19 protein-coding genes are annotated in these 25,211 nt (G+C 35.9%); 2 read left to right on the forward strand and 17 right to left on the reverse strand.

Annotated features, from left to right (window positions below; translation table 11 throughout):
* Window positions 1-165: 165 nt before the first annotated feature.
* From BK577_RS20680 to BK577_RS20720, 9 genes are all read right to left on the reverse strand, one after another.
* Window positions 166-1,086 carry an endonuclease I family protein gene (locus BK577_RS20680; RefSeq protein ID WP_078434692.1) on the reverse strand — a complete coding sequence of 307 codons (921 nt, stop codon included), beginning with the start codon at window positions 1,084-1,086 and terminating at the stop codon, window positions 166-168.
* Between the two features lie 183 nt (window positions 1,087-1,269).
* Window positions 1,270-2,262 (reverse strand): S8 family peptidase, encoded by a 993-nt coding sequence (locus tag BK577_RS20685; RefSeq protein WP_078434693.1) that lies wholly within the window; start codon window positions 2,260-2,262, stop codon window positions 1,270-1,272.
* Window positions 2,263-2,455: 193 nt separating this feature from the next.
* Entirely contained in the window at window positions 2,456-2,863 is a 408-nt protein-coding gene (locus tag BK577_RS20690) for a VOC family protein (protein ID WP_078434694.1), read from the reverse strand.
* A gap of 14 nt (window positions 2,864-2,877) precedes the next feature.
* On the reverse strand, window positions 2,878-3,267 hold the full coding sequence (locus BK577_RS20695; RefSeq protein ID WP_078434695.1) for a DUF2500 domain-containing protein: 390 nt from the start codon (window positions 3,265-3,267) through the stop codon (window positions 2,878-2,880).
* A gap of 116 nt (window positions 3,268-3,383) precedes the next feature.
* Window positions 3,384-4,706 (reverse strand): alpha-glucosidase/alpha-galactosidase, encoded by a 1,323-nt coding sequence (gene melA, locus BK577_RS20700; protein WP_078434696.1) that lies wholly within the window; start codon window positions 4,704-4,706, stop codon window positions 3,384-3,386.
* A gap of 48 nt (window positions 4,707-4,754) precedes the next feature.
* The gene (locus BK577_RS20705; protein ID WP_078434697.1) at window positions 4,755-5,642 is read right to left on the reverse strand and encodes a carbohydrate ABC transporter permease; all 888 of its coding nucleotides are present in this window, start codon (window positions 5,640-5,642) and stop codon (window positions 4,755-4,757) included.
* Entirely contained in the window at window positions 5,629-6,504 is an 876-nt protein-coding gene (locus BK577_RS20710) for a carbohydrate ABC transporter permease (RefSeq protein ID WP_078434698.1), read from the reverse strand. Before BK577_RS20710 ends, BK577_RS20705 begins: the two co-directional genes overlap by 14 nt.
* A gap of 81 nt (window positions 6,505-6,585) precedes the next feature.
* Window positions 6,586-7,914, reverse strand: coding sequence for an ABC transporter substrate-binding protein (locus tag BK577_RS20715; RefSeq protein ID WP_078434699.1), 1,329 nt, complete (start codon window positions 7,912-7,914; stop codon window positions 6,586-6,588).
* Between the two features lie 358 nt (window positions 7,915-8,272).
* A complete protein-coding gene (locus BK577_RS20720) occupies window positions 8,273-9,331 on the reverse strand; it encodes a LacI family DNA-binding transcriptional regulator (protein WP_078434700.1) in 1,059 nt (352 codons plus the stop codon).
* Window positions 9,332-9,675: 344 nt separating this feature from the next.
* Here BK577_RS20720 and BK577_RS20725 point away from each other — a divergent pair, with 344 nt between their 5' ends.
* Both BK577_RS20725 and BK577_RS20730 read left to right on the forward strand, forming a co-directional pair.
* Entirely contained in the window at window positions 9,676-10,128 is a 453-nt protein-coding gene (locus BK577_RS20725; protein ID WP_078434701.1) for a YndM family protein, read from the forward strand.
* A 175-nt stretch (window positions 10,129-10,303) separates the two neighbouring features.
* Window positions 10,304-11,146, forward strand: coding sequence for a DUF4097 family beta strand repeat-containing protein (locus tag BK577_RS20730; RefSeq protein ID WP_169908425.1), 843 nt, complete (start codon window positions 10,304-10,306; stop codon window positions 11,144-11,146).
* Window positions 11,147-11,192: 46 nt separating this feature from the next.
* Here BK577_RS20730 and BK577_RS20735 read toward each other — a convergent pair whose 3' ends face one another.
* From BK577_RS20735 to abnB, 8 genes are all read right to left on the reverse strand, one after another.
* A complete protein-coding gene (locus BK577_RS20735; RefSeq protein WP_078434703.1) occupies window positions 11,193-13,712 on the reverse strand; it encodes a DEAD/DEAH box helicase in 2,520 nt (839 codons plus the stop codon).
* 182 nt (window positions 13,713-13,894) lie between these two features.
* Window positions 13,895-14,398, reverse strand: a complete 504-nt coding sequence (locus tag BK577_RS20740; RefSeq protein WP_078434704.1) for a hypothetical protein — start codon at window positions 14,396-14,398, stop codon at window positions 13,895-13,897.
* Window positions 14,399-14,533: 135 nt separating this feature from the next.
* Window positions 14,534-19,618, reverse strand: a complete 5,085-nt coding sequence (locus BK577_RS26675) for a rhamnogalacturonan lyase family protein (RefSeq protein WP_078434705.1) — start codon at window positions 19,616-19,618, stop codon at window positions 14,534-14,536.
* Window positions 19,619-19,865: 247 nt separating this feature from the next.
* Entirely contained in the window at window positions 19,866-20,537 is a 672-nt protein-coding gene (locus BK577_RS20750) for a GNAT family acetyltransferase (protein WP_078434706.1), read from the reverse strand.
* Window positions 20,538-20,549: 12 nt separating this feature from the next.
* Window positions 20,550-21,227 (reverse strand): GNAT family N-acetyltransferase, encoded by a 678-nt coding sequence (locus BK577_RS20755; protein WP_078434707.1) that lies wholly within the window; start codon window positions 21,225-21,227, stop codon window positions 20,550-20,552.
* Between the two features lie 12 nt (window positions 21,228-21,239).
* A complete protein-coding gene (locus BK577_RS20760) occupies window positions 21,240-22,115 on the reverse strand; it encodes a carbon-nitrogen hydrolase family protein (protein WP_078434708.1) in 876 nt (291 codons plus the stop codon).
* 284 nt (window positions 22,116-22,399) lie between these two features.
* The gene (locus BK577_RS20765) at window positions 22,400-22,663 is read right to left on the reverse strand and encodes a hypothetical protein (RefSeq protein WP_078434709.1); all 264 of its coding nucleotides are present in this window, start codon (window positions 22,661-22,663) and stop codon (window positions 22,400-22,402) included.
* Window positions 22,664-22,768: 105 nt separating this feature from the next.
* Window positions 22,769-25,147, reverse strand: a complete 2,379-nt coding sequence (gene abnB / locus BK577_RS26680; protein WP_078434710.1) for an arabinan endo-1,5-alpha-L-arabinosidase AbnB — start codon at window positions 25,145-25,147, stop codon at window positions 22,769-22,771.
* Window positions 25,148-25,211: the final 64 nt, after the last annotated feature.

Genomic DNA, 25,211 nt, shown 5'->3' on the forward strand with positions numbered 1-25,211 from the left:
TTTCGCCATAAGTAAGTTGAGTGGGAGGTCCTATTACTTAATTATGAATTTTAGATAGAATGATAAATATTTTTAAACATTAAAATAACCTTGTGCATGGAAAGAAAAATAATTGCACAAGGTTATTTGCATAAAATTATTATCAAATTTGCATTACATTATTGTTTATTTTAACCCTACCGAAAAATCAATTTTTTCAGCAATTTGAGGTAAGTCTATTAATGGGTTTCTATTCTTTTGCTTTTCAAATACAGCTTTGTTTCGATGCTTTTCATATGTTGTTACCGTAAACTCATTATGCCATTTTAAAAGCAATTTAATATCTCTTTGGTCATAATGATTAATTTCATTTGGATATCTCAATAAAAAATACAATGTTGCTCTTGCTACTTCCCCTTTTCCACTTTCAGGTTCAAACTTTTGTTCTTCATATTTCCCACATTCTGATGCAATTCCTTTTAACGAAAATTCAGGAGAATAGTCAGTAAAATCATGATAAGGATAATTAGATCTTAACGAGTTGCATGTTTTTTCACATGTAAATAAATGGTGTAAATCCCCTCTCATAGGATTATCTTTATCAAACCAAGATTGTGGGACAACGTGCTCACAATTATACATATTTTCCTTTTCTATGACCTTGATCATGTCCTGTATGACAACTTCATGTCCTAATGTCATTTTCTTTAGCTTTCTATAGGCCATCTCTCTACTCAACTCAGTCTCAAAGTCTTCTTTTATAAGCTGCTCAGGGTCCTTATTTTTTCCGGAATAGATGCTCCTTAACGTGCCATCCATTTGTAAATCTACCCAGGAGTATAGATAATTTCTAGTTGTTGAATTGTATGGAAGATGGATTTCATGTGTTTTAGTAATTAATTCACTTAATTGCAAAAACAATTCTTTTTTATCTGTGGTAAGGAATGAGATATCCCGATAGTATTGATTGATTATTTTTTGATCTTCTTCTTTATCGTAATACTCTTCTTCTTTATTATTAATTCTAATTTTATTATGCTTTACTTCTACTAAAAGTTCGTCTAAATCTACTTCTTGATACAATAATTTATGATTTACCTGGTCCATGATTTTCCCTCCCTTAACATTAAAAGCAATATCGCAAACTTTGTTTTTTTATTAAGAGTTAAAGGTAATATTTAGTTCGTTTCATTGCGCTCCAGACACTATGTGAAAATAGCCTAATAAAAAAAGCCCACACTTTAGAGTTTCATAAGGCTCTACTATGCGGGCTAATTGATGTAAAACCATTTACTTTTGTTGTAAAGGTATATTCAATCGTGCTACATTAATGATTTCATAAATTTTATCTACTAAGTTAAGGACAATAAAACCATTGCCTTCTGAGCTTTTTCTGTAGCCTAATGGCAACGTTCTTCTAACGAGCTGGGCATATATTTCTGATTCGATTAGTGATCGATTAAACTCTCTTTCACTTAAATTTATAAGTAAAGCGATTGCTCCTGCTACATGTGGGGTAGCCATTGAAGTGCCGGATAGAGATGCGTATTTATTATCCGGGAATGTTGACACGACATCCACACCAGGTGCCACTAAATCTACTTCTGAATTTGTATTTGTAAATGGTGCAAGCTCTAAATTATGAGTCACTGCACCTACCTGAATAACCTCGTTATAACTTCCGGGATAAGAATACTCAAATGTATCTTCTCTGTCGTCCCCTTCATTTCCTGCTGCAACTACGACAGATATACCGTGATCTACCGCATTTTTTACCGCTTTATGAAGCTCAGGAACATCTTCAGGACCACCAAGTGACATAGAAATTACCCGAACTCGTTGATTTTGAGGTCCCCGCCAATCGACAGCATAGTTAATTGCATTTATAATCCATTCATAATTACCCGATCCTTCACCAGATAACACTTTTAAACTTAATATTTTCGCCTTTGGTGCTACTCCTACAACACCATCATTATTTAAAGAAGCAGCAATTGTACCAGAAACATGTGTACCATGACCATTATTATCTTCAAACATGTCTGGATCGGCATTAAAATCAGTTGTAAAATTTCTTCCACCAATAATTTGATTCTTAAGATCGGGATGGTCTGTATCAACACCAGTATCAATGACAGCTACTACAATACCTTCTCCTTGGTTGCTCTCCTCCCAAATCTCAGGAGCCTGAATTAAACTAACGCCCTTCGGAGTTTCATTTGTTTGATCCACAATTGAATTGATTGTAAAAGGAACTAATTTAACTTGTGGTGTTTGAGCCATTTTTTTCCTCCTCATTTAGTGAAATTAAAAACTGACCTACTTTATATATACTAAATTCCGGATACAATTAAAATGGAAATATTGGAAATTTTTATTTTTGATAGAAATGACTCATACCTATTTTAATAGAATAAGTAGATTGGCACGAATAAAATAGAGGACATATAACTAGCTCTTTTTATATCAATTTTCTTTATAAAAGTTTACGATCTTCCAGTGTTTCTTGATCAACATTAAATTCAATTAAATTGTGATCGGGATCCATGCAAAATATTTGTGCAAATCCGCTTGTACTATTAGGATTTTCCTTTATTTCTATACCAACTTTTTTTAAGTAATGTAAAGTTTCCTTATAATCTTTTACTCTTATAGCAAAATGTCCATCTCTTGAGTCAATTTCATCAGTATTGCGAATTGTTGTGGAATTATTATGTACAATTAAATGCAACTGTTGATCTCCAATTTGATACCATGTCCCCGGAAAATCAAAAGGTGGCCTCTTTAATTCGTTAAATCCTAAAAGTGTCCCATAAAAGTGTTTAGCTTTTTGTAAATCTGTTACAGATAGACTAACATGATGAATACTTTCTACTTTGATCATAAATCCAACTCCTTCTATAAAGTTTCATCTTCTACTTGTTGTTTTCGTTCAAACTCTAAAAATCTGGTACCTTGAAAAGTCAAGATTCCAACATCGCCTTCAACAAGATATCCAAATTCCTTGCCTGACATTTTTAATTCTGAACGATCACCACTGGAAAACTCAAATGTTACAAAATATGAAGTACTTGAATGACCATCTTGACCAACTCTCCTTACATGTGTACGCTTAGTCTTTACTTCCGCAGGAACAGATAAGCGTGGTGATTGCTCATTTTTCTTCCATTGACCAATTCCCTTAAACACTGTAAACAGAATACTTCCAAACACAATAATAAAAATAATACCAATGAATATTGGAACAATTTGAAATAAGACATCACCAGAATAATATGGATCTCCCATCAATTCCCCTCCTCTCTTTATATTATACGAAACTACTGAATAGAAAGTTTCAATACAATTTGTTATGCCAAAAAAGCGACCAACTTCTATTCTAAATAGAATTAGTCGCTTTTTCTTTATTTTACTATTGCCTTCTGATTCGCAAACTGCGGCAACCAATCTCCATGTGCTTCAATTAAGTCATCACACATTGCAATAATATCATCCATTGAAAGTTCTGCAGCAGTATGCGGATCAAGGAGGGCAGCCTGGTAAACCGCTTCTCGTTTTCCTGTCATCGCTGCTTCAATTGTTAACAGCTGTGTATTAATATTTGTTCTGTTAAGTGCTGCTAATTGCTCTGGCAGATCTCCTACATAGGTTGGCATAATACCACTTCGATCAACCACACAAGGTACTTCAACACATGCATTTTCAGGCAAGTTGCTGATAAGACGGCCGGTATTTAGGACATTGCCACCAAACTTAAAGGGAATGTTCGTTTCCATTGCTTCTAGTATACGAGAGCCATATTCATGTGAACGTGCATGAGAAAGCTGGCTATTGTTTACCATATCTTCTCGCATCGTTTCCCATCTTTCGATTTGTTCAACACAACGACGAGGATATTCATCTAATGGAATATTGAATCGGTCAATCAACTCCGGATAGTTACGTTTAATAAAGTAAGGGTGATATTCCGCATTATGCTCAGAAGATTCCGTCACATAGTATCCGAATTTATCCATCAACTCATAACGGACCATATCATGATGTTTTGTTTTCTGTCTTTCTTTTGCACGGCGCTTAATTTCCGGATATAGATCCTTGCCATCACGCTTCACTTCAAGAAGCCATGCCATGTGATTTATACCTGCAATTTTTTCTTCAATTCCTTCATGATCCATCCCTAAATCTTTGAATAGATGCTCGGTACATATTTGTACGCTGTGGCACAAACCTACTGTTTTAATATTTGTAAAGCGAAGCATTGCACCTGTTAACGCTGCCATAGGATTTGTATAATTTAAAAATAAGGCATCAGGGCAAACTTCTTCCATATCTTTTGCAAAATCCAACATAACAGGTATCGTCCGTAATGATCTAAAAATACCTCCAATTCCTATCGTATCTGCAATTGTTTGGCGTAACCCATATTTCTTAGGTATCTCAAAATCAATGACCGTACTCGGCTTATACCCGCCTACCTGAATCGCATTAATCACATACTTTGCCCCTCTTAACGCTTCCTTTCGATCAGTATATGATTTGATCGTAACATTACTCTTGTAATTTTGTTTTAAGTTATTAAGCATATTCTCCGAATCTCTTAAACGCTGTTCATCAATATCAAACAATGCAAATTCAAATCCGGCTAAAGTAGGAACAAACATACAATCTCCTAATACATTTTTAGCAAATACTGTACTTCCTGCACCTATAAAAGTAATTTTTGACATTCTTCCTCATCCCTTCTTCAATATAAATATTCCATTCAATACAACTAGTTAGCTCTTTGAACCTGTTAATGCAATACCTTCAATAATTTGTCTTTGAGCAAAGATGTATACAAGGATTACTGGTATGACGGAAATGGTTGTTCCTGCCATCATCAGTGACCAATCTGTGAAGTAAAGACCCTTAAATGTATTTAATAGTAAAGGAACAGTAAATTTCTCAGGTGATGATAAATAAATGAGAGGCTCTAAGAAACCATTCCAAATTCCCATGAAAGCAAAGATACCAAATGCCGCTAAAGCCGGTCGAATTAACGGCAGGATCACACTCCAGTAAATTCTAAGGGGGTTCGCCCCATCAATGACTGCTGCTTCTTCTAATTCATTTGGAATTCCTTTAATAAATTGCCTTAATAAAAACACACCGAATGCATTAAACAAGCCGGACGGTATAATTAGTGATAAGTGAGTATCGATCCATCCCAGGTTATCCATGATGATATAAAGAGGGACCATTGTTACTTGCTTCGGAATCATCATGGTTGCTAAAAACAAGATGAATAAAAGGTTTGAGCCGCGGAATCGAATCTTCGCAAAAGCATAGGCGGCCATTGAACATGTTAATAAGTTTAATACAACCACAATGAAGGTAATATAAAAACTATTAAAGTACGCGACATCAAAAGGCATTGCTGTAAGAGAGTTAGGATAGTTTTGAAATGTTACTGGATCCGGCAACCATTTTGGAGGTATAAGAAAAATCTGTGACATATCCTTCAAGGAACTACTAACTGTCCATAAAAATGGAGCAACCATCAAAAATGCGCCAATAATTAATACAACATGGAGTAAAACTTTTGTTGGCTTTATTCGTTTCCCAATACTTAATGATACATTTTGATTAGGTACCGTTTTCGTTTGAACATCATTGATCTTCATAATGAACCCACCTCTTTGACATCTTGAACTGGAATAGTGTAAACATTAAGATAATGACGAATAAAATCATTGCAGCAGCAGAGCTTACTCCCATATCAAAATCAACAAATGCCGCTTCGTAAATGTGATACACGAATGTATAGCTTGATTTTGCCGGTCCTCCACTCGTCATGACATAGGCTTGGTCAAAAACCTGAAAGGATGAAATGATTGCCATGATTGTAATAAAGAAAGTTGTTGGAGATAATAAAGGCAAAGTAATATGACGGAACTTCTGCCAGTTTGACGCACCGTCAATATCAGCTGCTTCATAATATGAGCGTGAAATTCCCTGCAGACCTGCTAAAAAGATAACCATATTGTACCCTAAGCCCCACCAAATACTTAGCATTGCAATAGATGGCATAACCCATTTTGTATCTGTTAACCACATCGGACCATCAATACCAACATTTGCAAGAACTTGGTTTAAGATTCCGAAGTCACCGTTTAAAATCCACATCCAAATGACACCGATTGATACAGAACTAGTGACCACAGGCATGAAGAAAAATAAACGATAAAAGTTTTTTCCTTTAATCTTATTAAGTGCTATTGCTACCACAAGGGAAATAGCGATTTGAACAGGTATAACCAACACTGTGTAATAAGCTGTGTTCATAAGTGCTTTCCAGAAATCAGGATTTGTAAATTGATCCGTATAGTTTGCTAGACCAATAAACTCTTTTGTTCCGAATCCATCCCATTTCATAAAGCTTAAGGAAAATGTAAAAAGAACTGGAATTAATGAGAATGCAAGTAAACCAATTAATTGAGGAGTTAGAAAGATAAAACCCCACAGATTTTGCTGACGTCTATTCAATGTTTTCACCTTCTTCTGCTAAAATGTAAGGAGGAGATAGGAAAAGCACATAACACCTATCCCCGCCCTTTTCTGAATTAGTTACTCACCTTTGTGCTCAGCGATCATTGCTTTTGCTTTTTCTGCGTATTTTTCAATTGTTGTCTCAGCATCGTCTTTTCCAAGATACAACAAGTCCATGATGTCATTAGCCTCTTTATCCAATCCTGGGATTGTTGATTGGATAGCGTTTGCATAACCTTGTTCACGCGCTTGAATGATATAATCAACATGTTCAGGAACATTTGATTCTGTTACAATTTCATCAATTCCACCAATTGATGGAATGGCATTTCCAATTCCAGCTAAACGAGCTTCTTGTCCTAATGTAGAAGTGTAATAGGATGCAAATTTTTGAGCTGCTTCTTTATTCTTTGAGTCATTGTTTACAGCCATATATGCTGTAGGGATAGCAACTGGTTCTGTTTTATTTTCAGTATTTGAAGGCCAAGAAATGTAATCCCACTCTAATGCTTTATTTTCATGAAATAATGGAGTAAACCATCTACCGGCACTTACCATTCCTACTTGACCTGACATAAACATTGCCTCAGCTCCCTGACCCTTAGGCAATGAACCGGAATAAGTAAAGTTCTCATCCTTCACCATTTTCTCAAGGAATTTCATTGCCTCAATTCCTTTATCATTTTGGTCTAAAATGAAATCTCCAGTCTCTTTATTATAAACATCTCCTCCATTTGCCCAAATCCAGCTGAAAAGGGTATTCCATGAGTTATCTACAATAAAGCCATACTTACCACCATCACGTAATTGATCTGTCACTTCTTCCATTGCAGCAAAGTTCCATTCACCAGCATCAAAATATTCCTGTGGAGATTTAATCCCCAGTTCAGCTAATAACTTTTTATTGTAGTAAAGTAACATAGGGTTACAATCCACTGTTATACCATAGATCTCATCATCTTTTTTTGCAGCACCCCATAGTCCTTCTGCAAACTCATCAGGTTTAGCATAGCTTTCAGAGCTATTCATGAATTCACTTAAAGGAGCGAGCTTTCCTGTTTCCACAAGTTTAGATATGTCTCCATCACCTACATAGAATACGTCAGGAGCCTGGCTGCCTTGAAGTTGCGTTTGAAGCTTTTGGATATAACCATCACTAGGAATCGGAACAAGTTTCACCTGTATATCCGGATTCTCTTTATTAAATCCATCCACTGCTCGTTGGTATACTTTTATTTCAGCCGGATTCCCCCATGCGGAAAATGTTAAATTAATCTTCTCACCAGATCCGGAACTTCCCGAAGCACCAGAATCTGATGAACCTGAACTTGAATTGCTACAGGCTTGTAAAGCAGGAATCATGATAAGTAAAACGGCAAACAATAAAAATGCTAGCTTCTTTTTCATTACATTTACCCCCATTTTCTTAGTGAATGAAATCCTTTTGTTATGCTGATTGAAAGCACTATTAATCAACTGGTAAACATGTCTATGTAGAACATCACCTCCTTAAAATCAACAAGTACGTCTTCAACATGTATCATCCTCACATCCAGCGCAAAGACGTTAAGCAAACGCTTTCATATACACACCTGCAAATTATTAATGAATATACTTGCAGTAAATCTGAATTTTGAGTTCAGATTTACCAAATGTATGATTCATTTTTTAGAAATTTAACATTTTTTGAACAAACGTTTTCTTTTTTAGCAAAACGAGAATATATGAATCTAGCAATTCTAAGCAATATCTAATATTCTCATATTTATAAAGTAGATCTCTTTACTCTTTGCTTCCATCCACAACTTTCACGGATGATTAGTCTAGTTGGAACAATTGCTTTTATAGGAATATCCCTGCCTTCAAAGCGATCTAACAGCAGTTGAACTCCAAGCTTTCCCATTTGTTCTGTATAAATTTTTACTGATGTTAATGGAGGACTTGCAAACTTTGCAAATTCAACATCATTCAAACTGACAATTGCGATATCTTCAGGTATGCGGAGATTTTCTTCACATATAGCTCGTATAGCTCCCATTGCCATAGAGTCACTTGCAACAAAGAATGCTTCTGGAAGATCATGCAATTGTAAAGCAGTTTTCATCAACTCATATCCTTGCTTCATTGAATACTCACCTAAAAACACATATTCCTTTCGAAATAACCCTTGTTCTTTAAGTGAATTTTCAAAGGTTTCTTGACGTACGCCCTTAATTACCTGTTTTTTTCCTGTCATGGATTCTCGTTCTTGTCCACCAAGGAACCCAATTTTTTTATATCCCAATTTCACTAAATGATTCACTGCCTCACAGGTTGCATTTTTGAAGTCTACTACAATGGAATCAAAGTCATTTTCGTTTAACGAATAATTCACAAAAACAATATGCTCTACTTGATTTTTTATTTTATTTAACTGCAAAAGATCCATACCTGAAAGAACAATCAATCCATCTAGTTCATTATTTAGGGATGCTTGCTGAATATCGCTTACTCTCATCAATCTTGTTAGGAAAAGTCCTCGTAACATGCATTCATTTTCAATAGCCCTTCTAATGGAAGCAAAATAAGGATCGTCAATACCATCAACAATTTCTTCATCTGTACAAGACATGAAGATGCCGATTTTCTGATGAGCAGCTCTCTTCACTCTTTGTTTTTCAGTTTTTCTTATTTTTAATGCAGTGTAGCCAAGTTCCTTTGAAATTTTTAAAATCCGATCCCTAGTCGTATCAAGTACGGTAAGGGTAGGGTCATTGTTCAATACCCTCGATACTGTTGAACTAGATACATTCGCAAGTGTTGCAATGTCTTTGATCGTCGCCATAAACAATTACCTCACTACACTTAATTTAGTAAATAAACTTTGTTTGTCGTTTTTTTATTTCACTAAATATTTACTTGATAATTCGAGGTTACCAAATTTTAAAAGCGCTTACAATACTTTTTTTAGAAATTCATCCATTTTATTTTCGTCATCTTTCGTCAAAAACACTTTAATTTCATTATATTCCAACTAAATACTCATCTAATTCATTTATTTAGTAAATCGAAAGTAATGTTTACAGTAATTATAGAAACCGTTTTCGAAAAACCTCTCTTAATTTTCATTTTCCATTGTATGACCAAGTGTTATTTGATGAAAACTAATGGTTAAGGAGGGATAAAAACATGAATCAACCAATTTTACTTTTCATAAAATTCATCACCTGTTTGATTGCTTTTGGAATAGGACTGGATCTTTTTTTCGCTGCAAATTTTGTCGATATTTTATCGTTTAGCCTATTTGTTACTTTTGCCTCATATGCTGTAGGTGAATTAGTCATATTACCACATCTAGGAAGAAGGGCTGCTGCGGTTGCGGATTTTTTTCTTAGTTACTTAAGTGTATGGATTTTTGGAAGTATTTTATTTGAGAACTATCTTCAAATTGCATGGGGAAGTATTATTTCTGCTATTATCATCACCGGAGCAGAAATAGTTATTCATCTTATGGTACAAAATCGAGATGAACATACAACCTATAAAAGCAAAAGGAATTCTATACTGAATGCAAATTTAGCTTATGGAACAGAAATCTCTGAAGAAGAATATATAAAAGATGTTAATAAAATAAAAAAGTAGCACAATATAAGCATAAGGACAGTTTTTCTAAACTGTCCTTATCTTCTGTCTTCTCTCGTAAGTCTCAAGCCTTAGATAAAATAAAGCTTGAGTTCATTGTCGCGATCATTCTTTTTCTATAAGATAAAAGTAAGTTAAATGAACGCTATATGCGACGAAGAAGGAAGGGTTTATGATGAAAAAACTGTTTTTACTTTTATTTTTTATTGGTGGCTTGTTATTAATTATCAAGACAAATACTACATGGTTTGTATTTGGAGAAAATAAATCTTCTGCTGAAGTCACCGGCAATACGGAGAAAATTGAACTACATGTTTCAGGTGCAAGTACAACAATTATTCCGGAAAATACAGATGAAGTCCGTGCTGAAATAAAAGGAAATGGAAAAGTAAATGTCGAAAAAAACGGGGATACAATTCTAGTTGAATCTGAAACAAAACGTTGGTTTAACGCATTTTCATTCTTTAATAAAAGAGAAATCACCATATATATCCCAGATGATTTTAATCAGGAACTATTAATTGATAGTGGATCAGGAAGCATCGTATTTGACGGCGAATCAATGACCCTTGATGATTTATTAGTTGATATGAGCTCCGGAAATGTAAAATTAAATCAATTATCTATTAAAAACTTTATACTTGATGGTTCATCAGGTAATGTCTCTATTTCTTCTTTGACAACTGAAGAAAGTAAGTTTGATATGAGCTCCGGAAACCTGACAATTACGGATCATACCGGAAAGGTTATGGCTGATTTATCTTCTGGTAAGATAGACTTACAAATGGAAAAGGTAACCGATTCTCTTGAGATCAAATTAAATTCTGGATTTGGCACGGTAGAGTTGCCATCAGATGCGGATTTTACTCTCCGAGGAGAAGCAGGCAGCGGTATTATTACATCTAATCTTACTTTAAAAGATCTTCAAAAAGATAAAAATAATATTTATGGTATTTCAGGCTCAGGAAAGCATGATGTAAAGATAGATGTCTCAAGTGGAAAAGTTGAAATTAAATAAATGACTATAAGCTCACCGGTAAATCTTTCGGTGAGCTTTTTCATATTTAGGACTGGTTTTGCCTCACCTTCCTTTTTTCCTTTCTTTTCTGTCTCTCAAAATGACACTCATTGCAAACATCAAATTTAAATTTATTAGCTAGTGTTTTTCCGCATACCTTGCAAGCTTTCCGTGTTATTTGCACACCTGATTTTAACTGTTCATGGATTTTGTCACTAATTTCTTCCCGCATTCTTTCCCAATAATGGGCTTCGGTATTTCTGCCTAATTTATATAAAAATAATAAATGGAGACCAACCGATTTATATGATAATTCAAGTTCTTCAAGTCCTGCTTCCTTAATCAGCGGATCAGGTAGTTCTTCCCCCTCAACAATAGCCTCAAGCTTTTGCTTCCACTGATTTCGTAAAGTTGGTTCATTCGTTGAAAAAGGCAGATGCAAAAAGCCGTATAAATCAGCCATCGAGAGTTTTGCTTCAATCATTGTATCTTCAATCATTTCATACAAAAGCTTTTCCTCTGCCAGTGAGGCTTTTTTTGTACCTTTAGGGCTTTTAAACTGTTCCCATAAATAAAAAAACAACCCTAGTTTACGAGAATATTTTTGAAATCGCTCAAGCACTCCTGTTGTCGGAGCAATGGCAAAACCTTGAAGTGGTTCATCCTCTTGGTCAAGCAGTCTTGCCATTGACTTGGGATTGTGTACAAATGCTACCTTCCCAATGTTATAAAGTCCTCTTCGACCAGCCCTGCCTGCGATTTGTTTGACTTCTTGTGATGTTAACCATCTTCTTCTTGTTCCATCAAATTTGTCGTTTTCTAAGAAAACAATTCTTCTTATCGGTAAATTCAACCCCATTCCGATCGCATCAGTTGCTACTATAACAGTTGCTTCACCACTAATAAATCGTTCCATCTGTTTCTTTCTTGTTTCAGGCGGCATACTCCCATAAATCATGCTCACTTTACGACCAGTTCTTTGTAGCTCTGCAGCAGTTTCAAGAACTCTTTTTCTTGAGAAACAAACAAGAGCATCACCTTTTCGGGTTTGATTTAATCGGAACAGCTGCGGTTCTACCTCTAAAGGAACCTCTCTAATATATTCATGGATCGTAATATTCGAATCCCCCAAAAGCTGCAGGATCATCTGTCTTGCATTAAAGCTGCAAATAATATGAACTTCTTTTGCATTTGCTTTCGTTATGGCTTTATACCAGGAAAATCCTCTATCTTTATCTGCAATCATTTGAGATTCATCAATGACAACAACTTCATGAAAGTCTTTCTCATAAAACATTTCAACTGTACAAGCAATATGATTAGCACCTGCTACAAGCTTTTCTTCTTCACCTGTTTTTAATGAGCAAGGGACACCTTCCTGATTTAACTTTTCATAAATCTCCAGGGCAAGCAATCGAAGTGGAGCTAAGTAAATACCACTGCCAGCTTCTTTCATACGTTGAATGGCATGAAATGTTTTTCCTGTATTCGTTTCCCCAATATGCAAAACATATTCTATATTCCGTCCTCCCGGAGGATTATATTCTCGTCCGAAAACATCCTCTACCATTCGGGCTTCCTCTTCTTTACGACGCTTGATTTCCTCAAGCTCAGCAACTATTTTCCGCTCTCTTTCGGAAATATCTGTTTCATAAATCTTTTTATGTGTTTCAAGATCGAACGGTGTATCTATTAGTTTTATTAAATCTGTGACAAATTCCTCAAGCAGGTCAGCAAAAAACTCATTAGATAAGTCCAAAAATAAATCATATGCAATTTCTTTTATAAAGTTATCTGGCAATTTTTCATGAAATGTTTCAAGATATTCATCAAAAAGATGGGAAGAAAGTCGATCCTTAATCCAATTAGGACCAAAATCAAATAAATATCCAGATATTAATCTTTCATACATCTCAGTCATATCTTCTTCATATTGATATCTGTTATATGCAAAATGGGCTTCATCATATAAATAATCAGAAAAAGTCATTTCATCCGTAGGAAGGACAACACCCTGTTGTTCGACTTCAATTGCAAGATGTGATCCGATTAAATATCGAATATATAAATAGAGATCTTCATAATGGTCCCCAAGTAATTCTTCCATGTAAAACTCAAATTTCTGCATGAGCTTTCGCGTCTTCTCACGATGTTCCTGCATCTTAACTCGAGCCTCGAATAATTCCATTGATTTGTTATATTTTTCACTCCATACATCTTCTTTGCCCAAAAACATTTCGTCAAGCCAGTCCAACACATGGAAAGGAGTTACATTTCGTATTTCACTACGAAACATTTGATTGACCAGCTTTTTACTAACTCCTTCCAGATCATAGTCCTTCTCCAACAGATATTGTCTTTTTACTGTGTTTGAGGCATGGCTTGTGGCAGCATTTAACCATGAATTTAGCCATATCTGATCAATATATTCTCCTCTTTCTCTTACATATTGTTCATAAGTTGGTACATTATCTTTTCCTTCAAAATATCGATCTATATCCTCTAAAACCTTTGACTTTGTCCGGTCAATGGCTAACATATAATATTCTTCTAGTAAGTCACTCATGTACGCACTCCTTTTCACAATGGTTATACCTTAGTGTTTATTATTTATTTGTAAACATGTATCTTTCATTGTAGTTCATGTGAAGTAGGATGTGTTAATGTTATGAATTGAAAAATAGAGCTGATATCAGCTCTATTGGAGTAATTCGTGTACTATTGGACATTATGACGAAATCGATCTATTTAAACTTCACTTGACTTGTTGTTACTCACTTCGGCTTCGTCTTTCTTTACAAAATATTCTTCCTTTACAAACTGAAATCCATACAATAGCACTGCTTTAAACATAAAGATAAGCAATAATTTCACCCTTGATAACCGAACTAATGAACCAAATCCCAATTTCTGAAAAAAGTTAAGTAATGGATAAGAAAAGAAAGCATCAATTATGAGGTTAAGCAACATATATAGATAGAATTTTCCATATGTAAATCTTAGTATCCACAATGAGCCAACAATAAATGGTCCCCACAAAACCGGTGTTTCCCCTCTCAATCTAGGGTGAAGCTTTTCATAAATCCACCACCACCTCCTACTTTCAGCAAGATAACTTTCTAATCTCACGACGAGTGAGATAAAAATACTTGCGGGTAAAAATCGTTTAAATGTTCTTCTATCCATTAATGGAATAGTAAACCACGGCAAAATCATCATGATTAATAGTAATATCTTCGAATATTTCAGCAATTTACTATAACCTCCTTAATCAGAGAGTTTTTATAAAAGAATTAGGTACCTTGTTAGTATGTCAAAACCATGATATTTTTTACATTAACAGGAAAATAAAAACTCGTTTCCGTCACGGAAACGAGTTTTTATTAACTATTTCTTTAGCTCTTCAACTAAACTGATAAGGATATCTGCTTGCTCATCAGAAAAAGATTTATTTTTTTGAGCCTTTACTTGATTAATATATGCTCCAAGTTGGCCATCTCTTGCTTTCGTTTGACCTTTTTCCTGTGACTTTTTAGCTGATTCAAGTTTCTTTACAAATGATGTTGCTGCTTTTTCCTGACCTTTTTCAGCTAAAAACTTCTTTGTTAAGTTTGCCAGATGATCATAATCTACAAAGATCTGTACTGTAATTGTTTTTTCACTCTTATTTCCGGCTTTATCAATTGCTTCTGCTGTGAACTCTGTTGGACCAACACCTAATTCGTATGCATGTTTAGTTAAGTTCTCACATGTTGTTGAGTCTAAGCCTGATAAAGAATCATCAGCTTGACATGAAAGTGAAATGATCTCATCAATCCCAATTTCTGTTTTATCTTCTAGATTAAAAAGTATATCTGGACCTGATTTGTCAATATTCACTTTTAATTCTTGCTTTTCTTCCACATTACCTGCAGTATCTTCACTCCAGTAATGTATACTATACTTTCCTTCGTTTTTCAGTTCGATAGATGTTCCGGACTTTATATCCCCGTTATTAATTGAAAAGTAAGTCCCTTCAATTTCCGATTCATTGTCAATAGAAGTGAAGCCTAATTTCACCGTTTCTCTATACCATCCATTTTGAGCCTCACCATCAATGTTAAAAGATGTCTCAGGTGCTGTTTCATCAGGCTTTTGTGCTGAAACAAGATATATATTTGGAGCAGGAGGTTCTTCCATTCCTTCTCCTATAAAGAAACTAGGATGCGGCGGCTGGTTATAACCAACATTTTGCCATGCAATAGCTGTTCGGTATTGCGGGTCGTTCATCAGTGTATAAATTTTATGTTCTGTTTCATTAGTAGTCATAAAGACACGTAGCGCACTGCTATCCTCTGTTCTCCATACAGCTTCCTCTCTCCAGTCTCCAAGTATATCTGCTTGTAATGAAGGACTGCCTTTTGTTGAATTATTAGAGTAAGTTCCATCAGCAACTAAAAGATCTTTTAGTGTTTTACTCTTATAATCCCATTTTTCAATCGTCCCTGTTCCAACACCCTTGTTGGCATCCCAATTATGATCCAACAATTCTCTTAATAAATCTCCATCCCACCATATACCGAAATTTGAAGAAGGAATCGTATCAGCTATTTTTTCTCCTGTTGCAGAGTGTAATCCCCCAACTTTACTATTCCATTCACCTGAAATCGCCCAGGCTTCTGCACCTTCGTGGGTCGGATCGATATCAGCAGTCATACCTCTACCTGTATCTTCACCGGTTTTGACTCCCCAGATAACTTCTCCCGTTTCTGCATCTCTAAGATCATATCCAAATTCCTCATCTTTATGTTCTTGAACGGAAAAGATTTCCAGACCATCCCGATTAGGATTTAGATCTCCTACATGTAATGCATCACCATGTCCTAGACCGGTATTATAGAGTCCTGATCCATCATCATCAATTGTGATCTGACCATAAACAATTTCATCTTTTCCATCATGATCCACATCCGCTACACTAAGGCTATGATATCCTTGACCAGCCCAGTCGCTATAGCCTTCGTTGTTAGTATCAAAGGTCCATTGCTTTGTTAACTTACCTTCTTTAAAGCTATAAGCAGAAACAACTGTTCTTGTATAATATCCGCGTGCCATAATGAAACTAGGCGTTTCTCCATCAAGGTACGCAACACCGGCCAGAAAGCGGTCCACACGGTTGCCGTATCCATCTCCCCATGAAGAAACATCACCTCTAGGAGGCGTATAATCTGTTGTCACAAGTTCCTTGCCTGATTCTCCTTCGAAGATCGTTAAATACTCAGAACCTTGTAACACATATCCTGACGAGTTTCTGTGATCTGCATCTTCTTTTCCTATGATTGTTCCTTTACCATCCTTTGTGCCATCTGCTGTTTTCATTGCTATTTCCGATTTACCATCTCCATCAAAATCATAAACGATAAATTGGGTATAATGAGCACCTGCACGAATATTTTCACCTAAATCAATTCTCCACAATCTTGTTCCGTCTAACTTGTATGCATCAATATAGACATTTCCTGTATAGCCGGCTTGTGAGTTATCCTTAGAATTTGACGGGTCCCATTTAAGAATAATTTCATATTCTCCATCTCCATCTAAATCTCCAACACTTGCATCATTTGCAGAATATGTGTAAGGATCTCCTAATGGTGTAACCCCATCTTTCGGCTTTTGGAGCGGGATATCAAAAAAGTTTTCGGCAATAACTGATGTCTGATCTTTTTGTTTCTTTTCTTTGCCATCAATAACAGCTCTTACCTCATACACATCGTCTACTTTTCCTTTAGAATCCACATAATTGGTGCTTGAAGTAATTGGACTAGAATTGATTTTTTCACTATTACGGTAAAGATTAAATGAAACATTTTTAGAATCTGTTCCTAAAAATCTCCACCCTATATAAACACCATCTTCTGTCTTCATCGCCACTAGACCGCGATCAAGTGTTTCCATTTGCTTTTTTAATACTGTTACAGCCGGAGTTTCAAGGCTAGTTGAAAGCTCAGAAATGCCGCCTGCACTTACAGCCGCAACTTTATAATAGTACTTAATCGTTGTTAATACCGTTTCATCTTTGTAATTTAACTTATTTGTTTTACCTATATACTGGTATTCTCCATCTTTCTTTTTTGATCTGTACACATTGTATGTTTTTGCACCATCTGTTTTGTCCCAGCTAAATGAAACGTCGTTTTTGTTTACTTCTCCAAGTTTCAAATTTTCAGGTGCAGAAGGTACTGGAACAGACGAATCAATCATTGAAACCGTTAACGGCATAGACGGAACTGTTTCAACATTTGAACGATCAACCGTAGTTGCTGTGTATTCGTACTCCATTCCAACATCAACGTTTGTATCTGTATAAGAATTTGTATTTGCAGTACCAATTAACTCACTATGACTTGTACCTGCAACTTTACGGTAAATATTATATTTCACTGCATCCTCTACCGCTTTCCATGAAAGCTGTACAGAAGAGTTTTCCGGATCAGAATTCACCTTGTCAGCCTTTAGTTCTGAAGGAGCAAGTAAAATAGGTGTGAGCTCAAGACCATTTGCAATACCTGTTGATCCTTTAAAATTCACATTCATTTGTCCATCCTTAACAGACACATCTGAAAAGACCTTAGATGTATAATTACGGTTAGAAGCGTTTACAGGTCCTAAATCCTTCCCTTCAATGGATACATCCGTTCTCGCACTCCCAAGAAAATCAGCAACATGAACTTTTACAGCATATAACCCATTTGGTACATCTACTTGAAATTCCCACCCTACATTAAAATAACCAAGCCAATCACGTGTTACATCTCTTAAAGGTGTATCACCGTCACCACGGTCACGAGTAATCATTCCTGTATTATCTTTTATTCCATAACCTTTTTCTTTTGTATAAACAGTATTTAAATCAACATTTGTATACCCCTCTGCAACAGGGCTACCTACCGGTCCAAAATCAAACTTAAGATTCGCTTCTTTTGTTTTAATGACAACAATTTCCGATTGTTCAGATTCTCCCTTTGCATTAACAGCAGTTACAACTACATCATAGGATTTTCCTTCTTCCATACCCATTAAACTTATTCTGGAAATAGTAGAAGTTCCTACTAATGTATAGTCTTCATTAGGTGAAGTTGAAAGCTTACGATAAATTTTGTAAATATCGGTATTCTCCACTTCATTCCATGTTAATACAGCTCCAGCATTACTAATACTGCTTGCCGTGATACCTGTGGGCTTGTCAGGTACATTTGCCGGTGGCTCAACGTCTGTTACGTAAGAAGCCAATGAGCTATCTAACTCTTTAATTCCGCTAGATAATAAACGAGCTATCTGAATAGCTCCATATTCTTGAAAATGGGTATCATCCTGAGAGCCATTTGGAAAAGCAGTATATATTCCCGGTTCCGTATGAAGGAAAACTGCTTTAGTTCCAACTGGACCAATCGTGTCATAATATTCACGACTTAATGTGCTTAAATCAACTAATTCAACATCTAGTTCTTCTGCTACTTCTTTCATTCCTTGAACATAATCAGGAAAGCTAACATTGAATACGCCTGTCTCAGCATTAAAATCCCGTCGTCCAACAGGTGTCACTAATATTGGTTCAGCACCACGTTGTCTAGCACCATTGATATAAGTTTTTAAATAGTTTTTATAATCTGGAACAGAGGCATATCGCTCAGGCCTGCTGATTGTTGCATCATTATGACCAAATTGAATAAGGAAAAAATCTCCTGGACGTATTTCAGTCAAAATATTATCTAATCGTCCTTCAAAAATAAAAGACTTAGAGCTTCTTCCACCAATCGCATGGTTATCAAATATTATTGATTCATTGAAAAAGCGAGGAATCATTTGTCCCCAGCCTGCTTCCGGTTTCCAATATTCATCATATGTCTGGACAGTAGAATCACCTGCAAGATAAACTGTTGGTATCTCACCCGGAACCCGCTCTGCTAATTGTGTAATAATGAGTCCATTAATCTTTGGAGTTGTTCCAGTAAACTCAAACGTTAATTGTCCATCTACCAACGCTATCGAAAATGTCCGTTCAATAAATTGTCCTGGTGATACTGTCGTATCTTGAATCTTTTGAATCGTCTCAGCAACGACACCGATATGTGCAGATTCATTGGCATCCCCTGCAATTACTGTTACCGAATAATCACCATTTGGTAAATCCACCTGGAAACTAGTCTCTTTTGCCACAATAAAATCAGATTTTAATGCATCAGCTGTTCCTTGATCTGCAGCCTCAACATTGGAAGAATCCTTAAAACCAAATCCCGTTTCCTCACTATAAACAGAGTCGGGTGAAACTTGGTCATATCCGTCTTCTAAGGCACTGGAAGAGGTACCAAAATCATACTTTTTTGTAATTAAACTCTCCTCAGCTTTTACATTTGTCGAATAAAATGGAAGACTTCCTGCAAATAACAAAACACTTAAAAAAACGGCAAATATTTTTTGACCATTTCTTTTCATAAGTTTACTACCTCTCCTTCTCGATAATAGTCACCTTATGTTTCATCTTGATGAGAACCTTCCTCCTTTCTATCATTTTGAAAACCCTTACAAATTTAAATGATAATATTTGTCAGAATTTTTAGATATATAAATATCAGACATAAACGTATAAAAAACCGATATTCGCTTCATATGAACGACATTTCCATTATTAATAGAGTTAAAAACAAAAAATCCCACTACTAGAGTGGGAAATTCTTTTCTTTTACATATTCATTAAAGCTAATTGATCCTTCGATTCTATGCCTTCAACCATTTTCATCCAGGAATCAGGCTTATTTGGTAATACCGCATAATAACGGATTAAGAATTTAGCTACTAAATCAGCTTGTATCGTCGACTTATTGTTTTCCATGGGGAGGAAACAAAGATCTAGACCAGTAACAGCTTCACCATCGTTATTCCATGATGGATGGACATAATTGATATCGATTTTTTTATAACCTAAATGTGCCAATACTTCTCTGCGAACATATGGATCCATTGGTTTTACACCACCAAATTCATGGTGCTCAACTCGGTATGGATCATAAATTTCAGCAAACATTCCTGATAAGCTCTTGCCATTCGCAGCAGCAAGCTCATGTAAGTCTTGTTCCCTGTGGTTAGCTAGAAATGGTCCGATTCCTAAGCCCGGGTTTCCGATAATCGTGAAATCCGTCATCGCGACATTAAAATCTTCATAGTAACGATATTCTGTAGCACCAACAACTTTACCTTCGTGAACAGCAACAAAAACGCGTATACCCGGATCCTCTAACGGCTCTTTCCAAAGATCAAATTCCAACACTTCCTCAGGAGGAAAGATCTCCTGCATAAGCTGGTGCATTTGTGTAAATAAAGGGTCTTCAATCTTCGTAATACGATGATAATCCATTCTTCATTCTCCTTACTTATGATTTTCATTTCGAAAAGGGTTTTTCCATTCCATCAACGTTCCATAATGACACGATTCTTGATCATCCAAATAATGAGGAACAACTCCAATTGGTGTCCGACTACATCGAAGTAAAAACGTTAGAACAGGGTCTTTTAATGTCCCATTTACGACCGCTTCTACATATTGCTCTGCTGACATATTTTCTGCTTTTTTATGATAGCCCGGCATGCGCCCTCCACCTAAAAGTCGATCTAATCCTAAGTGGATTACAACATCATACATGGAAAGCATTAACCATTTTCCAAGACCAAATTTCCGATATGATGGCTTAACACAAATATCCACAACATAGAGTGTATTTCCGTAGGGATCATGATTTCCTATATAGCCGCCATCTGTTATCTCTTCCCAAGTGTGAGTAGGATGCTCAGGGTCAAAATGTACGATTAATCCGGTCATAGACCCTGCCATTTCTCCATCAACTTCAATACATAGAGCTCCCTCCGGAAACAGATTGACATGATTTTTCAGCTGATCTCTATTCCACCATAAATCAGAAGGGAATGGGGGTGGAAAACTTTCTTGTTGAATTTGTATTAGTTTTTGAAAATCTTCCTTTTTATAATTGCGAATGACAGCTTTTATCGGTTTGTCTTGATCGAACACATAAAATTCTTTCCGATACATAGAAACCTCCTATTAATACGTTAGTTTTTCAGGCTCCCAATCAGGATATAGATCTGTTCGTCTGTCTCTCCATGTTGTCACCGAACCACTTTGACGCACTTTATATAAAAGCTCAAGATTCAAGTCCGCTGTCACAATCATATCTTGATTAATTTCCCCTTGTACCATGATTCCCTTTGGTGGAAACGGTACGTCATTTGGAGTAATAACTGCAGCCTGCCCAAAGTTCCCTCTCATAAAATCAACTGTTTGAAGGGAACCAACTGTACCAGTTGTGACAACATACACTTGATTCTCGATCGCTCTTGCATGACTTGTATAACGAACTCGGTGAAAGCCGTGACGATCATCAGTACATGATGGACAAAAGATCACATCAGCACCCTTTGCCTTAGCCATTCTCACAATCTCAGGAAATTCAATATCATAGCAGGTTAGCATTGCAACTGTACCTTTATCCGTTACAAAAACCTGCAGACTGTCACCAGCACTCATATTCCATTCCTCTACTTCTGTTGGAGTAATATGAAGCTTCGCTTGCTCTGCAATTCTTCCGTCAGGATAAAACATATGGGCCACATTATACAGTTTGCCTTCTTTTTCTATAACATGTGTTCCTGCAATAATGTGCATTCCTGTTCTTATAGCATGCTCTACAAATAGTTCACGGTATCTATCTGTAAAATCTGGAAGGCGTTCTATAGGCAATGCTTTTCCGTTCTCATCTCCAATTGATAATAACTGGGTTGTAAAAAATTCTGGAAACAATATAAAATCCGATCCGAATTCTTCTGCTGTTTTAATATAATGTTCAACTTGACTAGCAAACTCTTCAAACGATCTTATTGTATGAAGGTGGTATTGAACGGCGGAAACTCTGATGTTCATGTACATTCCTCTTTCTATCATAATTATAAAAAGTTGTTTTCGTATAATTTGTTTTTTATTTATGCAATTCTTAAATACGTGTAAATTTAATCGTACTACCCACATTATTCGATAACTTGAAACGAATCACAAGTACACACTTTCTTTTCACTAAGTATCAAAAAGTATACTATCGGATTTTACAAGGTTGGGAGAATATATTCAATAAAAAAACCACAAAAAAATATAATGTGGTTTTTGAGTGTTTTCATATTAAATATTCCTATATTCAAAACATTTCTTTTTTAGTGATAAAGCTCTTTAACTTTCTTTAAATCATTTAATAATTGATAGATTTCATCTTGACTTAAGTGTACTGGTAACTGATCATACAATGTGATAAACTGTCCGCTTTCTTCGTGTTTATGTTTCTCTAAATAATCATAAAGAAGGTTCAGTTGACTTTGTCTTAGCGTGGATTCAGTGTAAAATTGTTTTACTTTTTGAATTGAAAACTCATTCATTTCATCATCAAAATCACCCGAAATAATGACACCATCTACCTTCATAAATTCACCTCATTTTTAGTAGTAGGATATCCTTATTTAAACTATATTACTAATGATTATAAAAAAGAGGCTATAAACATAACCTCTCTCCCTAATACCTGCCAACTATTTTGTTTTTGCTAATTCAACTATTTCATCTGCAGATATTGAACCTCTGTAAATTCTTAGTTCATCCATAAGCCCTTTATATGGCGTATCCCACCAATTGACTCCTAAACTGAATACTCCATTTGTTGTTGTGAACACATGTGGAAAATCAGTCCCTTTAAATGTTTCTTTTCCATTCACATAAACAGTAATTGTACCTTGCTTCACCGTAAATGCAAGATGTGCCCATTTATTTGGTTGAATTGACTGGCCTGTATTGGCATCATACCAATTTGTTCCTGCCCAAACCATCGTATGATGACTTACCCCGGAATGCCCCTTGGGTACCAGGCTGATCCAATGATTCGAATCTCTTGCACCAAAAAATGCGGTTGTATATTCAGTTAGCGCATCGGGTTTTAACCATAGCGCAACCGAATATGAATCACTATCAATTAAACCATCTGGTAATCGAATTCCTGATTGCCCATTAAACTTCACTGACCTTCCAAACTCAGTTTCAATATAATCGATAATGCCACCACTGTTGTCTACTCTGTCACCAGTTATGATTCCTTCTTTATCTTTTTGTGTACTGTCCGATAAATTCCCTTCAAATTTATAATGTGCGACAATACCATTTGGTTTTTGGGGCAAAATTGTGATCGTGAATTGTTTTTGAGTAGATACATCACCTTTTGCGATCGTTGCCGTCAAGGTCAGGGTTACCGGGTCTTTTCCAGCTTCTGGTCTTGTAATGACTCCTTTATCTGTCATTACATCATGATTCGATGATACCCATGTAATAGTCGTTCCTCTTGTTCCTTCAATTGGAAGAGTTACATTACTCATTATATTGCTTGTATCTCCCAAATTCAGATCTGCCTTTACATCCTCTATGATTTCCTGATCTGTTCTATCTTTCGTTTTACTTCCCCAAAGGGCTATACCCTCTTTTGAAAGGACACTAAATGTCATCACATGATCTTGTGCTACTTCATCCCACTGACGTAAAAATATACCACTATACACTTTTCCACCTATTTTTAGCTCGGCATTGTAATGCCCTGTTTTCTTCCAAGTTCCATTTAAACTTCCGCTGATTTTGTTGTTTTTCTCAAGTGTTATAGACACCGGCTTTTTCACTTCAGCTGATATATCTTTTTCATGGTTAATCATTTGATAGGTTCCGATAACATTGTCCCTTTTTATCTTTTCAATTGTTTCCCCTGCAAAACGATACGGTGCGATAACAGGCCAGCCATTTTTATTCATAAACATTTGGTGAACGCGAATTTCATGATGTTCACCTTTTTCTGGAAAACGTGTATGGAAGATGATAAATTGCTTGCCTGTTTTTGAATCATAGTAAGTTGAATTATGGCCTGGCGAGACATAGCCAGCACCAATCCCTTCTCCCGGATCCCCGATCTTTCGTTCGAACAAATGATTACCCATTAACTTAACGGCATAGGGTTCAATTGATTTATCATCAAATAATGGTACAGTTGGATCTGCTTTTACATTGATCATCTCATTTCCTTCGGCATCATAATAAGGTCCATCCGGTTTTTTTGAACGAATGACTCTTACATTGTAACCACCAGTCGCGTCCAGCCCTCCAAAAGATAGGTACATATAATAATAGTTTGTATCAGGGTGATATTGAATGTATGCCCCTTCAATTCTACTATGATTTCCACCTATCAGCTTCTTCCCATAACCTTGATCCGGTAACGGGAACCCTGTTTTTGGATCCATTTCTAAAATAAAAATTCCACCTGAGTATGATCCGTACAACATCCAAAGCTTCCCCTTTTCATCAAAAAATGTATCAGGGTCTACAACATTAGGATGCTTAGTAGCATCATAGATTGTTCCGTCTTCACTCGGTTCTCCCCACATTCCTGATTTTAAGAAAATTCCTTTGTCCTTATACGGTCCTTCAATATTATCAGCAACCGCAATACCTAAAGCAGATCTTGGTGAATCTCCTTTACATGCATTGTAATACATATAAAACTTTCCATCCTCAAGCTGAATAACATCCGCTGCCCAAAGTGTATCTGTTTGTGCCCAATCAAATGTATCCTTTAATTCCTTTACTACATCCTCAAACAATGGATTTGTCACATTTGCACCAGAAGCTACAAGTTCCCAATTCATCAAGTCTTTGGATTTTGCTGCTGCTAAATGAGACCCGAACACATAGTAATCATTTTGTACTTTTATAATAGAAGGATCATGAACAGATGCATTTGTAAATTTAGGTTTATCTGCTGTATTCACCTTTTGATTCATCATTTTTTTCTCCTTGGTTGTATCTGCCTCCATGGCGATCACTAAGGTTGGAATCATAATCACAAACACTAGTAAAACTAGCCATTTTTTCACCATACATCCCTCTCCTATCTTTTAACTTCAAAAAAAATAGAAGATCACTACGTTAAATCTTCATTAA

The organism is Metabacillus halosaccharovorans, from assembly GCF_002019635.1.
Classification (GTDB): Bacteria; Bacillota; Bacilli; order Bacillales; family Bacillaceae; genus Metabacillus; species Metabacillus halosaccharovorans.

Coding starts and splice junctions, on each gene's coding strand:
- BK577_RS20680 (WP_078434692.1), bottom strand. CDS start 1,086: ATGGACCAGGTAAATCATAAATTATTGTATCAAGAAGTAGATTTAGAC.
- BK577_RS20685 (WP_078434693.1), bottom strand. CDS start 2,262: ATGGCTCAAACACCACAAGTTAAATTAGTTCCTTTTACAATCAATTCA.
- BK577_RS20690 (WP_078434694.1), bottom strand. CDS start 2,863: ATGATCAAAGTAGAAAGTATTCATCATGTTAGTCTATCTGTAACAGAT.
- BK577_RS20695 (WP_078434695.1), bottom strand. CDS start 3,267: ATGGGAGATCCATATTATTCTGGTGATGTCTTATTTCAAATTGTTCCA.
- melA (WP_078434696.1), bottom strand. CDS start 4,706: ATGTCAAAAATTACTTTTATAGGTGCAGGAAGTACAGTATTTGCTAAA.
- BK577_RS20705 (WP_078434697.1), bottom strand. CDS start 5,642: ATGAAGATCAATGATGTTCAAACGAAAACGGTACCTAATCAAAATGTA.
- BK577_RS20715 (WP_078434699.1), bottom strand. CDS start 7,914: ATGAAAAAGAAGCTAGCATTTTTATTGTTTGCCGTTTTACTTATCATG.
- BK577_RS20720 (WP_078434700.1), bottom strand. CDS start 9,331: ATGGCGACGATCAAAGACATTGCAACACTTGCGAATGTATCTAGTTCA.
- BK577_RS20725 (WP_078434701.1), top strand. CDS start 9,676: ATGAATCAACCAATTTTACTTTTCATAAAATTCATCACCTGTTTGATT.
- BK577_RS20730 (WP_169908425.1), top strand. CDS start 10,304: ATGAAAAAACTGTTTTTACTTTTATTTTTTATTGGTGGCTTGTTATTA.
- BK577_RS20735 (WP_078434703.1), bottom strand. CDS start 13,712: ATGAGTGACTTACTAGAAGAATATTATATGTTAGCCATTGACCGGACA.
- BK577_RS26675 (WP_078434705.1), bottom strand. CDS start 19,618: ATGAAAAGAAATGGTCAAAAAATATTTGCCGTTTTTTTAAGTGTTTTG.
- BK577_RS20750 (WP_078434706.1), bottom strand. CDS start 20,537: ATGGATTATCATCGTATTACGAAGATTGAAGACCCTTTATTTACACAA.
- BK577_RS20755 (WP_078434707.1), bottom strand. CDS start 21,227: ATGTATCGGAAAGAATTTTATGTGTTCGATCAAGACAAACCGATAAAA.
- BK577_RS20760 (WP_078434708.1), bottom strand. CDS start 22,115: ATGAACATCAGAGTTTCCGCCGTTCAATACCACCTTCATACAATAAGA.
- BK577_RS20765 (WP_078434709.1), bottom strand. CDS start 22,663: ATGAAGGTAGATGGTGTCATTATTTCGGGTGATTTTGATGATGAAATG.
- abnB (WP_078434710.1), bottom strand. CDS start 25,147: ATGGTGAAAAAATGGCTAGTTTTACTAGTGTTTGTGATTATGATTCCA.